8 protein-coding genes, 1 tRNA gene and 2 rRNA genes are annotated in these 13,638 nt (G+C 48.2%); all 11 read left to right on the top strand.

Annotated elements, in window-relative coordinates:
- Positions 1-69 precede the first annotated feature (69 nt).
- Positions 70-145, top strand: a tRNA-Ala gene (locus MKY87_RS12325).
- Positions 146-355: 210 nt separating this feature from the next.
- Positions 356-3,283, top strand: a 23S ribosomal RNA gene (locus MKY87_RS12320).
- Between the two features lie 75 nt (positions 3,284-3,358).
- A 5S ribosomal RNA gene (gene rrf / locus MKY87_RS12315) occupies positions 3,359-3,475 on the top strand.
- A 179-nt stretch (positions 3,476-3,654) separates the two neighbouring features.
- Positions 3,655-4,830, top strand: a complete 1,176-nt coding sequence (locus MKY87_RS12310) for a GNAT family N-acetyltransferase (RefSeq protein ID WP_340964593.1) — start codon at positions 3,655-3,657, stop codon at positions 4,828-4,830.
- A gap of 463 nt (positions 4,831-5,293) precedes the next feature.
- Positions 5,294-5,755 carry a CtsR family transcriptional regulator gene (locus tag MKY87_RS12305; RefSeq protein WP_036607135.1) on the top strand — a complete coding sequence of 154 codons (462 nt, stop codon included), beginning with the start codon at positions 5,294-5,296 and terminating at the stop codon, positions 5,753-5,755.
- 31 nt (positions 5,756-5,786) lie between these two features.
- Positions 5,787-6,311, top strand: a complete 525-nt coding sequence (locus MKY87_RS12300; protein ID WP_062836166.1) for a UvrB/UvrC motif-containing protein — start codon at positions 5,787-5,789, stop codon at positions 6,309-6,311.
- A gap of 28 nt (positions 6,312-6,339) precedes the next feature.
- Positions 6,340-7,410: a protein arginine kinase gene (locus tag MKY87_RS12295; protein ID WP_036607140.1), complete on the top strand. Its 1,071-nt coding sequence runs from the start codon at positions 6,340-6,342 to the stop codon at positions 7,408-7,410.
- 183 nt (positions 7,411-7,593) lie between these two features.
- Positions 7,594-10,056, top strand: a complete 2,463-nt coding sequence (locus MKY87_RS12290) for an ATP-dependent Clp protease ATP-binding subunit (RefSeq protein WP_062836200.1) — start codon at positions 7,594-7,596, stop codon at positions 10,054-10,056.
- Between the two features lie 253 nt (positions 10,057-10,309).
- Entirely contained in the window at positions 10,310-11,677 is a 1,368-nt protein-coding gene (radA, locus tag MKY87_RS12285) for a DNA repair protein RadA (RefSeq protein ID WP_036671578.1), read from the top strand.
- 13 nt (positions 11,678-11,690) lie between these two features.
- A complete protein-coding gene (gene disA, locus MKY87_RS12280) occupies positions 11,691-12,767 on the top strand; it encodes a DNA integrity scanning diadenylate cyclase DisA (protein WP_062836168.1) in 1,077 nt (358 codons plus the stop codon).
- A gap of 45 nt (positions 12,768-12,812) precedes the next feature.
- Entirely contained in the window at positions 12,813-13,544 is a 732-nt protein-coding gene (pssA, locus tag MKY87_RS12275) for a CDP-diacylglycerol--serine O-phosphatidyltransferase (RefSeq protein WP_017692048.1), read from the top strand.
- Positions 13,545-13,638 lie beyond the last annotated feature (94 nt).

The following is a 13,638-nucleotide window of genomic DNA, read 5'->3' as shown; positions in this document are numbered from 1 at the left end:
AGCAGGTTCTTAGAACCTGCAACAGCAACACAGTTACTTATCCATTTGTTCAGTTTTGATGGAATTTGAGGGGCCATAGCTCAGCTGGGAGAGCGCCTGCCTTGCAAGCAGGAGGTCAGCGGTTCGATCCCGCTTGGCTCCACCAAACAATTTCATCTATTTGGCTTGTTCTTTGAAAACTAGATATCGAAACGAAACAAACGCGAATTAGAACAATCCTTTAAGCTGAACTTGTGTAAACAAGTGAAGTGTATAAAGGTAGTTAAATTGCTTTTGTGATGGTATTGGATGGGAGCGACTTTTGGCTTTGCGCTAGCAAAACAAGGGGAGCGAGCAGTCAAAACCGGAACAAAATGGTTAAGCTACTAAGAGCACACGGAGGATGCCTAGGCGCTAGGAGCCGATGAAGGACGTGGCGAACAACGAAACTGCCTCGGGGAGCTGTAAGCAAGCTTTGATCCGGGGGTGTCCGAATGGGGAAACCCAGCTGGGGTAATTTCCAGTTACACCTAACTGAATACATAGGTTAGTGTGAGGCATACCAGGGGAACTGAAACATCTAAGTACCCTGAGGAAGAGAAAACAATAGTGATTCCGTCAGTAGCGGCGAGCGAACGCGGAGAAGCCCAAACCAGAGAGCTTGCTCTTTGGGGTTGTGGGACGTCTCACATGGAGTTACAAAGGAACCGGTTAAGCGAAGAGGTCTGGAAAGGCCCGCCAAAGAAGGTAAAAGCCCTGTAGTTGAAAGTTGGTTCCCTCCGAGACGGATCCCGAGTAGTGCGGGGCACGTGAAACCCCGTATGAATCCGGCAGGACCATCTGCCAAGGCTAAATACTTCCTAGCGACCGATAGTGAAGCAGTACCGTGAGGGAAAGGTGAAAAGCACCCCGGAAGGGGAGTGAAATAGAACCTGAAACCGTGTGCTTACAAAAAGTCAGAGCCCGTTTTAGGGGTGATGGCGTGCCTTTTGTAGAATGAACCGGCGAGTTACGTTCCCGTGCAAGGTTAAGGTGAAGAGCCGGAGCCGCAGCGAAAGCGAGTCTGAATAGGGCGACTTAGTACGTGGACGTAGACCCGAAACCGGGTGATCTACCCCTGTCCAGGGTGAAGGTGCGGTAACACGCACTGGAGGCCCGAACCCACGCATGTTGAAAAATGCGGGGATGAGGTGGGGGTAGCGGAGAAATTCCAATCGAACTCGGAGATAGCTGGTTCTCCCCGAAATAGCTTTAGGGCTAGCCTCGGAAAACAGAGTCGTGGAGGTAGAGCACTGATTGGGTGCGGGGCCCGCAAGGGTTACCAAGCTCAGTCAAACTCCGAATGCCATAGACTTACTTCCGGGAGTCAGACAGTGAGTGCTAAGATCCATTGTCAAAAGGGAAACAGCCCAGACCATCAGCTAAGGTCCCCAAGTGTGTGTTAAGTGGGAAAGGATGTGGAGTTGCACAGACAACCAGGATGTTGGCTTAGAAGCAGCCACCATTGAAAGAGTGCGTAATAGCTCACTGGTCGAGTGACTCTGCGCCGAAAATGTAACGGGGCTAAACACACCACCGAAGCTATGGCTTGATGCTTTGCATCAGGGGTAGGGGAGCGTTGTATAAGGGTTGAAGGTGTACCGTAAGGAGCGCTGGACATTATACAAGTGAGAATGCCGGTATGAGTAACGAAAAGATCAGTGAGAATCTGATCCGCCGAAAGCCTAAGGGTTCCTGAGGAAGGCTCGTCCGCTCAGGGTAAGTCGGGACCTAAGGCGAGGCCGAAAGGCGTAGTCGAAGGACAACAGGTCGAAATTCCTGTACCACCGTAAGCCGTTATGAGCAATGGGGGGACGCAGTAGGGTAGTGACGCGGACTGATGGATGTCCGTCTAAGCAGTAAGGCTGATGTGTAGGCAAATCCGCACATTGTAAGGCTGAGCTGTGATGGGGAGCGAAAATTATAGTAGCGAAGGTCATGATCTCACACTGCCAAGAAAAGCCTCTAGCCAGGTGAAGGTGCCCGTACCGCAAACCGACACAGGTAGGCGAGAAGAGTATTCTAAGGCGCGCGGAAGAACTCTCGTTAAGGAACTCGGCAAAATGACCCCGTAACTTCGGGAGAAGGGGTGCCCCGGTAGTGTGAATAGCACGAGGGGGCCGCAGTGAAAAGGCCCAAGCGACTGTTTAGCAAAAACACAGGTCTGTGCGAAGCCGTAAGGCGAAGTATACGGGCTGACGCCTGCCCGGTGCTGGAAGGTTAAGGGGAGTGGTTAGGGAGCAATCCCGAAGCTGTGAACCGAAGCCCCAGTAAACGGCGGCCGTAACTATAACGGTCCTAAGGTAGCGAAATTCCTTGTCAGGTAAATTCTGACCCGCACGAATGGCGTAACGACTTGGGCGCTGTCTCAACGAGAGATCCGGTGAAATTTTAATACCTGTGAAGATGCAGGTTACCCGCGACAAGACGGAAAGACCCCATGGAGCTTTACTGCAGCTTGATATTGAATTTGGGTACGATCTGTACAGGATAGGTGGGAGCCTTTGAAACGTGAGCGCCAGCTTGCGTGGAGGCAACGTTGGGATACCACCCTGATCGTATCTAGGTTCTAACCTGGTACCGTAATCCGGTGCGGGGACAGTGTCAGGTGGGCAGTTTGACTGGGGCGGTCGCCTCCTAAAGAGTAACGGAGGCGCCCAAAGGTTCCCTCAGAATGGTTGGAAATCATTCGAAGAGTGCAAAGGCATAAGGGAGCTTGACTGCGAGACCTACAAGTCGAGCAGGGACGAAAGTCGGGCTTAGTGATCCGGTGGTACCGCATGGAAGGGCCATCGCTCAACGGATAAAAGCTACCCTGGGGATAACAGGCTTATCTCCCCCAAGAGTCCACATCGACGGGGAGGTTTGGCACCTCGATGTCGGCTCATCGCATCCTGGGGCTGAAGTAGGTCCCAAGGGTTGGGCTGTTCGCCCATTAAAGCGGTACGCGAGCTGGGTTCAGAACGTCGTGAGACAGTTCGGTCCCTATCTGTCGTGGGCGTAGGAAATTTGAGAGGAGCTGTCCTTAGTACGAGAGGACCGGGATGGACGTACCGCTGGTGTACCAGTTGTTCCGCCAGGAGCACCGCTGGGTAGCTATGTACGGACGGGATAAACGCTGAAAGCATCTAAGCGTGAAGCCCCCCTCAAGATGAGATTTCCCAGTATGTAAGACCCCTTGAAGACGACGAGGTAGATAGGCTGGGGGTGGAAGTGCAGCAATGCATGGAGCTGACCAGTACTAATCGGTCGAGGGCTTATCCAATAGCAAGTTGTAATTCGCGTGTTTCGTTTCGAATCTAGTTTTCAGAGAACAACACTCTGAAATGTAAGCTACGCGTTTGGTGGCGATGGCGGAGGGGTTCCACACGTACCCATCCCGAACACGACCGTTAAGCCCTCTAGCGCCGATGGTACTTGGACCGCAGGGTCCTGGGAGAGTAGGACGCCGCCAAGCGAAGAACCACTGCCGATGTTATTCGGTGGTGGTTTTTATTTGTTTATTTAAGGGGATGCGAAAGCATCTCTTATTTGACTTTGTAAGAATCCTCTGACACACTCTAAGGGGTACATATATCACATATCAGGCCATGATTTGGATTGATAATAACTCTAGCGAATGGGGTGTAGGACGACATGGAAATTCAGAAATTGACGGTAGATGATTTTGAACCGGCTATGGCACTTTCCGAATATGCTTTTCAAGTAGTAATGAGTGAGGAACAAAAAGAAAAACGGCGGAGTCAATTTTCGTCACAGGATATATGGGGTGTATATGAGGACGGGCAGCTAGGAGCCAAACTTCACATCATTCCTTTTCAAACCTATATTCATGGCAGATCGTTCGAAATGGGCGGTATTGCGGGTGTAGCCACCTGGCCAGAGTATAGACGCAAAGGCTGGGTAGCGGGTCTGCTGAAGCATGCGTTGGAAGAAATGAATCGTAACAAACAGAGTATATCGTTCTTGCATCCATTCTCTTTTGGTTTCTATCGGAAGTATGGATGGGAGACTTATGTTGAATTTAAACGTTATAAAGTACCTACAGCTCATTTGCCTATGAAAAAAGCGACACCTGGAACAATTCGGCGTGGGGATCCGGGCCTCAGCATATTAAAGGAAGTATACAGTGCTTATGCTGAGCGTTATAACGGAACTCTGGTTCGGGATGATGCAAGGTGGGAGAATTCAGTTCTTGTTAATGGGACCAGCCAGAAGGCTGTATATTACGATGAAGCTGATGCAGCACAAGGTTATCTTTTATATGAGGTTAAGGAAAATAAGTTTACCATTAAAGAGATCATCTATCTGAATGAAGAGGCTAGACAAGGGCTGTGGACCTTCATTGCCAATCATGATTCCATGATCCAGGAAGTTACGTTGCAGGCACCTGCCAGTGATACGCTTGCTTTCCAATTGGATAACCCACGGATTCAGCAAGAGATCGTACCTTATTTTATGGCGCGTATCGTTAGTGTAGAGCAGTTTATATCCCAGTATCCATTTGCAAGCCAGGACTCACCGGTGCAGATTGTTCTACAGGTAGAGGATACCCACGCTCCGTGGAATGAAGGAGTATGGCAATTAAACGTAGCGATGAATGGAACAGCGTCCATATGGAAAACTTCGGAGCCAATTACTGATGATCAGACTATTAAGTTAGATATTCAGTCCCTTACTGCAGTGATGATGGGATATCGCAGACCAACGGAAATGGCACGAATGGGAAGAATTCACGGACCGAACACAGCAATCAAGGCTTTGGAACAGGCGATTCCTGAACGGGAAACCTATTTACTCGATTTCTTCTGATAACCTATTCACCATTGCTCCATTTAACTGGATGAGCTTATATAGAAATACGACGTAATTGAAAGACAAATGGACTTCTCCAGCAATTTTGGGGAGGTTTTTTTGTGTCTGGGGAATATTTCGTGTAAAATCGTAAAAAATGAATAGTGACCCCACTTGGCAAAACCACAAAATATGCTATAATGGTTATAAAGTCAAAGAAAGTCAAAGTCAACTAAAGGTTTAATACTTAAGTAGCTTTCTTTCAACAATCTGATGCATGATCGCCAATATACGGGATTCATCTCATCGGAGGATCAAGGGAATATTAAAGGACCTTCGTGCTTCCTTCGCTCTCCTGTTGACACCTGTGGAAGCAAGATTCGCTGTTTCCCTGATTGGTTAAATGGGTAGAGAAGGTGTACTCTGTGGGGGCGTGTGGGTCCTTATTGACTTAACGTTTCAGACAGTGGAGGATGATTGGATGCGTAATATCTCTGATATTATCGAACGATATCTGAAGAGTATTTTGCATGAAAGTCCCGAAGGAATGGTTGAAATTCAGCGTAATGATCTGGCAGATCAATTCTCATGTGTACCTTCCCAGATCAATTATGTCATCAGCACACGTTTTACACTCGAGAAGGGATACCTGGTAGAGAGTAAACGCGGCGGTGGTGGTTATGTTCGCATACAGCGCATTGAATTACCGGCCCAATCAGCTCTGCATAATCATTTGCACCATAGTATTGGTGAAGAGATCGGGCAGACAGCTGCCGAAGGTCTGATCTATCAATTGGAAGAAGCACGCTTCTTGAGCAAGCGGGAAGCCGGGTTGATGCGAGCTGCTGTATCTAGAGAGGTTATATTAGTCAAACTTCCTTACCGGGATCAAATTCGTGCCAGAATGTTGAAGGCGATGTTAATATCTTTGCTCGGTAAATGAAAACTATCGGGGTCAAAGGAGGTACATCAATATGCTGTGCCAAGAATGCAATAAACGTCCGGCGACACTTCATTTTACGAAGATTGTAAATGGAGAGAAGACGGAATTCCATATTTGTGAGTCATGTGCCCGTGAAAAAGGGGAAATGATCCCTGGGACAGCAGGCGGGTTTTCCATTCACAACTTGTTGTCCGGGTTGCTTGATTTTGATCCAGCCGGCAAAAGTGGATCGGCAGGAACACCACCTGCAAAAGCACTTCAGTGTGAAGAGTGTGGTATGACGTACTCACAATTCAGCAAGATAGGCCGATTTGGCTGCAGTTCATGTTATAAATATTTTGACAGCCGTCTGGACCCTTTGTTCAAGCGGGTTCATGGTAGTACGTCCCATGTAGGCAAAGTGCCTGCACGAGCTGGTGGTCGCATCAAGGTGAAACGGCAAATCGCTGATCTGAAGCGTGAGCTTCAGGAGAGCATCGCCCAAGAGGAATTTGAAGAGGCGGCTCAGATCCGTGACCAGATCAGAGGACTTGAAAAAGGAATAGCTCAGGAGTAAAGTTTGTCATGAGTAGGAGGGATGCGTAATGCCTAATCTGCGCTTTACAGAGAAGGCGCTCAGCGACTGGATGCGCAGTGATGCGGCTGATTCCGAAATCGTCATTAGCAGCCGTGTCCGGATTGCGCGCAACCTTCAGCATGTTCCGTTTCCGATGCTGGCTTCCAATGAGCAATCGGAAGAGGTGCTGAATAAGCTGAGCGAAGTACTTCAATACGATGACGTTCATGCCTTTGGGGATTTTCATACGTTGGATCTGATCGATATTGACGAACTCGACAAACGGGTGCTGGTGGAGAAACATCTCATCAGTCCAAGTCTTGCGAATGAATCCAGAAATGGTGCGGTTATTCTCAGTGAGGATGAGTCTGTCAGTATTATGATTAATGAAGAGGATCATCTTCGTATCCAGTGCCTCTATCCGGGGTTCCAGGTGAAAGAAGCCTGGGAGAAAGCTTCTGCAATAGATGATGCTTTTGAAGCGCACGTGGATTATGCTTTTGATGATCGCAGAGGATACTTAACCAGCTGTCCTACTAATGTAGGTACAGGTGTCAGAGCATCGGTTATGATGCACCTGCCTGCCCTGGTGATGACGCAGCAGATTGGCCGTATTTTAACCGCAGTTTCCCAAGTGGGATTGACTGTAAGGGGGATATACGGTGAAGGCAGTGAGGCGATGGGTAACCTGTTTCAGATCTCGAACCAGATTACACTGGGACAGACCGAACAGGAAGTCATCGAGAACCTGCATGGTGTTGTATTACAGATGATTGGTCATGAACGTACTGCCAGAGAACGGTTAATTACCGACTCCAGACTTCGAATTACGGATCGGGTCATGCGTTCTTACGGCATATTGTCTCATGCAGCTATTGTTGATTCAAAGGAAGCTGCACAGCGCTTATCGGATGTACGCCTTGGCGTGGATCTCGGCTTGTTGGATGGACTGTCCATCACGGTAATGAATGAGTTGAACGTGATGACACAGCCGGGATTTTTGCAGAAAACATTCGGGGAAGATATGCGCACAGATGAGCGTGACATCTATCGTGCTCAGTTGATTCGTGATACGATCAATGCAGCGAAGCAGTCCTAGCTTAGCCTGATATTGTATTGAATTATGGTTTCATGCCGCATTGCGGCTTTTATATAATAAGGCATGTACAAATGCCGAATGACTTTATTCGCAGCACGGCTGCAAACAAAAATGATATGAAGAATACGACGGGAATTATTTGATTCCCCTCGTTTTATCCAAAACCATGGAGGTGCAGGAGATATGATGTTTGGAAGATTTACGGAACGGGCCCAAAAGGTGCTCGCACTCGCGCAGGAAGAAGCTGTCCGTCTCGGTCATAATAACATCGGTACTGAGCATATTTTGCTCGGCCTCATTCGTGAAGGCGAAGGCATCGCAGCCAAAGCACTGATCGGCCTGGGACTCGGATTGGAAAAAATTCAGGATGAAGTAGAAACGCTGATTGGCCGTGGCCAAGAGCAACCTACCAACATTGCATATACGCCACGTGCGAAAAAAGTAATTGAACTGTCTATGGATGAAGCTCGTAAATTGGGCCACACCTATGTAGGCACAGAGCATATCCTGCTCGGATTGATTCGTGAAGGCGAGGGTGTTGCAGCGCGTGTGCTCAATAACCTGGGAATTAGCCTGAACAAAGCACGTCAACAAGTGCTGCAATTGCTTGGCAGCAGTGAAGCTGTATCCAGTCATAATGGAACACCTGCCAATGTAAGCACACCAACGCTGGACAGTCTGGCACGTGACCTCACGGCTTACGCCAGAGAGAACAACCTGGACCCGGTTATTGGACGTAGCAAAGAAATTGAGCGTGTCATTCAGGTGCTCAGCCGTCGTACCAAGAACAACCCGGTATTGATCGGTGAGCCAGGTGTAGGTAAAACAGCGATTGCTGAAGGCCTTGCACAAAAAATCATTGCAAATGAGATTCCGGAAACATTGCGCGACAAACGTGTAATGACCCTGGATATGGGTTCAGTAGTCGCTGGAACCAAATATCGTGGTGAGTTTGAAGATCGTCTGAAAAAAATCATGGATGAGATTCGCCAAGCAGGTAACATTGTCCTGTTTATCGACGAATTGCATACTTTGATTGGTGCAGGCGGAGCTGAAGGTGCCATCGATGCTTCTAACATTTTGAAACCGGCTCTGGCCCGTGGAGAATTGCAATGTATCGGTGCGACAACACTGGATGAATATCGTAAATACATCGAGAAGGATGCAGCGCTTGAGCGTCGTTTCCAACCGATTACTGTAGATCAGCCTTCTCCGGAAGAAGCGATTCAAATCTTGCATGGCTTGCGTGACCGTTATGAGGCGCATCACCGTGTGAAAATTACGGACGAAGCGATTGTACAGGCGGTTAAACTGTCTGACCGTTACATTACAGACCGTTTCCTGCCAGACAAAGCGATTGACCTGATTGACGAGGCGGGTTCCAAAGTAAGATTGAACTCTTACACGATCCCACCAAACCTGAAACAACTGGAAAGCCGTCTGGAAGATATCCGCAAGGAAAAAGACGCTGCAGTTCAAAGCCAGGAGTTCGAAAAAGCAGCCGCTCTGCGTGATACGGAACAAAAAATCCGTGAAGAGCTGGATGTAACGAAGAACCAATGGAAAGAAAAACAAGGTCGCACGGATTCCGAAGTAACACCTGAGGATATCGCACAAGTGGTAGCCAACTGGACAGGAATTCCGGTGAACAAGCTGAAAGAAGAAGAGACACAGCGTCTGATGAATCTGGAATCGATTCTGCATGAACGTGTCATCGGCCAAGATGAGGCTGTGAAATCGGTCAGCCGTGCGGTGCGTCGTGCTCGTGCGGGACTTAAAGATCCAAAACGTCCGATGGGTTCATTCATCTTCCTCGGCCCTACAGGTGTAGGTAAAACAGAACTTGCTCGTGCTCTGGCTGAAGCGATGTTTGGTGATGAAAATGCAGTAATCCGTATTGATATGTCCGAGTATGGCGAGAAGCACTCGACTTCCCGACTCGTCGGAGCGCCTCCGGGATATGTTGGATACGAAGAAGGTGGTCAGCTGACAGAGAAAGTTCGTCGCAAGCCATACTCCGTAGTCCTGCTTGATGAGATCGAGAAAGCACATCCAGAGGTATTTAATATCTTGCTGCAAGTGCTTGAAGATGGTCGTCTGACGGATTCCAAAGGTCGCGTTGTTGACTTCCGGAATACGCTGATTATCCTGACATCCAACGTGGGTGCTGAAGCGATCAAGCGTAACTCTACACTTGGCTTCACAGCAGTTGTGGATGCAGGTGCGGATTACGATAACATGAAGGGTAAAGTCATGGATGAGCTGAAGAAAAGCTTCCGTCCAGAGTTCCTTAACCGGATTGATGAAATTATCGTATTCCACTCTCTGGAACAAAAACACATTGCAGAGATTGTTACCCTCATGAGTGAGGAACTTCGCAAACGGCTGCGTGAATACGAAGTTGACTTCGAACTCACCGACAATGCGAAGGACTTCCTTGCCAAAGCCGGCTTCGATCCAGCTTACGGTGCACGTCCGCTTCGTCGGGCAATTCAGAAGCATATCGAGGACAAATTGTCTGAAGAGTTGCTTACAGGTAACGTAACCAAAGGGGATTCATTACTCATCGACGAAGAGAACGGTGCACTGTCTGTTACGAAAAAAGACGTGGTTGTTCCTTCTAACGAGGAAATCGAAACTAAATAATATGTAACAAGCTATGGAGTTGAATTTCAGCTTGTATTAATCCTTCTCGGCTTCGGCCGGGGAGGATTTTTTGCACTTTGGACAGAAGACGGACATGATTATGTCAGGAACATGTGTAAAGTTTGCGATAATCCTTTACGAAAAATCTCAAACAATGGTAAACTTTTAGTAACCCTGCACGTCAGGGAGTTTGGGTGAAATTCGTCGAATAATGCAAAATGCTGTTATAAAACTAAATTATAGGAGTGCTGAAGTGGCCAAAGTTAAAACCAAGTTTCAATGTACGGAATGCGGCTATGAAGCCCCCAAGTGGTACGGTAAGTGTCCGGGTTGTCAGTCATGGAATTCAATGGTGGAAGAGACAGAGACGGTAGTCAAAACACAAGGGAGAAATTCTCCTCTGTTTGACAGTAAAGATAAACCGCTTCCTATCATAGATATAGATAGCGGTCAGGAACCGCGTGTACAGACTGGAATCGGAGAGTTGAACCGGGTATTGGGTGGCGGAATCGTTCCAGGTTCCCTCGTTCTGGTGGGTGGAGATCCAGGTATCGGTAAGTCAACGTTGATGTTGCAGACGTCCCATGCCTTGACGCATTCGGGTTTGCGTGTGTTATATGTTTCCGGTGAGGAATCAGTCAAGCAAACCAAATTGCGGGCAGACCGTCTCGGGGCACTCTCTGCCGAGTTGTATGTACTGTGTGAAACCAATATGGAACGTGTGGAGGAAGCGGTGGATCAGATCCAGCCGCATTTTCTTGTCATCGACTCCATTCAGACGGTATATCTTCCCGAAGTTACCAGTGCGCCAGGTAGTGTAGCACAGGTAAGGGAATGTACGTCAAGGTTCATGCGGATTGCCAAAGGCAGAGGCATTGCAACGGTTCTTGTGGGGCATGTTACCAAAGAAGGTGCCATTGCCGGTCCACGTATGTTAGAACATATGGTGGATTGCGTGCTTTATTTTGAAGGAGAACGGCATCATACGTATCGCCTGCTGCGTGCAGTGAAGAACCGTTTTGGTTCCACCAATGAGATTGGCATTTTTGAAATGGGCGAGGATGGACTTCGTGAGGTGGGCAATCCGTCCGAACTCTTTTTATCGGAACGTCCACTGGGTGTAGCCGGTTCAACGGTAGTTGCCAGTATGGAGGGTACACGCCCTCTGCTCGTGGAATTGCAGGCGTTGATCTCGACGACCCATTTTCCTTCTCCCCGCCGTATGGCAACAGGGGTAGATCTGCATCGATTAAATCTGATCATTGCAGTGCTGGAGAAACGAATGGGCATGTTTTTACAGACCCAGGATGCATATCTGAACGTGGCTGGTGGAGTACGGCTGGATGAGCCGGCTGTAGATTTGGCGGTTGCTGTCAGTATTGCATCCAGTTTGAGAGATGTACCGACCAAGCCGGACGATGTCATCTTTGGCGAGATCGGTCTGACAGGTGAAGTTCGAGCCGTATCACGTGCCGAACAACGAGTAAAGGAAGCCGCAAAGCTGGGCTTCAAGCGAGTCATTTTACCAGAAAAAAGCTTAAAGGGCTGGAAACATCCTCGCGGGATACAACTGATCGGTGTGAATACCGTGGCAGATGCACTAGCGGTTGCTTTAGATTAGGGGGCATAACAAGATGAAAGATTCGAGCCAACTGGATAATATGAATGAATTGTTAAGGCTGATCGCACCAGGTACACCTTTCCGCGAAGGTCTGGAAAATGTGCTGCGCGCCAAGACGGGCGCACTGCTTGTTGTAGGATACAGCCCTGAAGTCATGGAAGTAGTGGATGGGGGATTCTCGATTAACTGTGATTTCTCCCCGAACTACCTGTACGAACTCGCCAAGATGGATGGAGCCATTATTCTTAGCGAGGATTTGAAGCGTATTCTTTACGCCAATACCCAGTTAATTCCGGACTCTTCGATCTCTTCATCAGAGACGGGGATTCGTCACCGGACGGCAGAGCGTGTAGCGAAGCAGACGGGTAAATTGGTCGTATCCATATCACAGCGCCGGAATATCATTACCTTGTATCAGGGAACACTTCGTTATTCCCTCAAGGAAATCGGGGTTATTTTGACCAAAGCGAATCAAGCGATTCAAACCCTGGAGAAATACAAAGCGGTATTAACACAGTCCCTTACGAATCTGAGTGCGTCTGAATTTGAGGAACTGGTGACGATTCCTGAAGTAGTCAATGTCATTCAGCGTACCGAAATGGTGATGCGGATCAAAACGGAAATCAAACGATACATTCATGAACTCGGGAATGAGGGACGACTCATTTCCATGCAAATGGAAGAGCTTGTGGGTACAACGGAAGAAGAAGCCTGGTTGTTGTATAAGGACTATGCCCGTGACGACAGTGATGACAAAATCCGTGAAATTATCGTGGGACTGAAAAGATTGTCGGACGATGAGTTGCTGGATGCACATCATATTGTCCGTCTGCTCGGCTATCCATCATCAGCGGCTACTTCTGAGGATTCGGTTGCACCTCGTGGATTCCGGGTATTAAATAAGATCCCCCGCCTGCCCAATGTCATTATCCATAATCTGGTGGATCAATTCGAACAATTGCCTCATGTTATTATGGCTACAATTGAAGAACTGGACGAAGTGGATGGTATTGGTGAAGTTCGTGCCCGGACCATTAAGGAAGGCCTCAAACGTTTGCAGGAGCAAATGTTTATCGACAGACAGATGTAAGGGTTTGCCTATATAAAGGCTTGAAATGGATGAGGTGAAACAACGATGCTAACCAGATTCATTCCGAATCTCTTTACCCTGGGTAATCTGTTTCTTGGAATGATGGCAATTTTGCTTGCGATTGATGGAAATTACAGTTTGGCTGCCATTATGGTCATTGTAGCGATGCTGCTGGATGGTCTGGATGGCCGAGTGGCACGTGCGCTCAATGCCCAAAGCGAATTCGGCAAGGAACTTGATTCCTTGTCTGACATGGTTTCCTTTGGTGCAGCACCAGCCCTGATCATATTTATGGTGTCGTTTCAAGATTCGATGCCGATCCTCGCCTGGATCGCAACAGCGGCTTTTCCGATCTGTGGAGCCATTCGTCTTGCGCGGTTTAATGTTCGGCCGGGCATCCCCGGGTACTTCACGGGTCTGCCAATTCCGGCAGCCGGCGGGGTACTGGCTACACTTTCCTTGTTCAATAAGGATATTGGCCCGGTTAGCATGATGATTGCTACGTTGCTATTATCGTATCTGATGGTGAGTTCGCTTAAATATCCCAATTTCAAAAAGGTCGGTTTGCCACGCAAGGCAATCTGGATTGCACCATGGGTTGTGTTATTTGCCATAGCCGTAGCCGTTATTTTCCCGGAGCAGTTATCCAAATTAATCTTTATTCCGCTGGTGTTATACGCCTTGTATGGAATGAAGCATAATGTGCGAACAGCGGCCTCGCGTAGTCGGGCGAAAAAGCGCAAGGATGAGAAATCTTCCCGTCCTTCCGATCGTTAAGTCGCCTTGGGTACAGACAGTATACAAAGAAAGCACGTACTCTCCTGAACTGGAGAATGCGTGCTTTTTGTTTATTCAGATCTATTTACGGTAA

It is taken from the genome of Paenibacillus sp. FSL R7-0198 (assembly GCF_038000415.1).
In the GTDB taxonomy this organism is placed as follows: domain Bacteria; phylum Bacillota; class Bacilli; order Paenibacillales; family Paenibacillaceae; genus Paenibacillus.
This window is presented reverse-complemented; position numbering and strand designations above follow the sequence as displayed.

Bases quoted from the DNA above. Each gene is read 5' to 3' on its own strand.
- MKY87_RS12310 (WP_340964593.1), top strand. From the start codon at position 3,655: ATGGAAATTCAGAAATTGACGGTAGATGATTTTGAACCGGCTATGGCA.
- MKY87_RS12300 (WP_062836166.1), top strand. From the start codon at position 5,787: ATGCTGTGCCAAGAATGCAATAAACGTCCGGCGACACTTCATTTTACG.
- MKY87_RS12295 (WP_036607140.1), top strand. From the start codon at position 6,340: ATGCCTAATCTGCGCTTTACAGAGAAGGCGCTCAGCGACTGGATGCGC.
- disA (WP_062836168.1), top strand. From the start codon at position 11,691: ATGAAAGATTCGAGCCAACTGGATAATATGAATGAATTGTTAAGGCTG.
- pssA (WP_017692048.1), top strand. From the start codon at position 12,813: ATGCTAACCAGATTCATTCCGAATCTCTTTACCCTGGGTAATCTGTTT.
- MKY87_RS12290 (WP_062836200.1), top strand. From the start codon at position 7,594: ATGATGTTTGGAAGATTTACGGAACGGGCCCAAAAGGTGCTCGCACTC.
- MKY87_RS12305 (WP_036607135.1), top strand. From the start codon at position 5,294: ATGCGTAATATCTCTGATATTATCGAACGATATCTGAAGAGTATTTTG.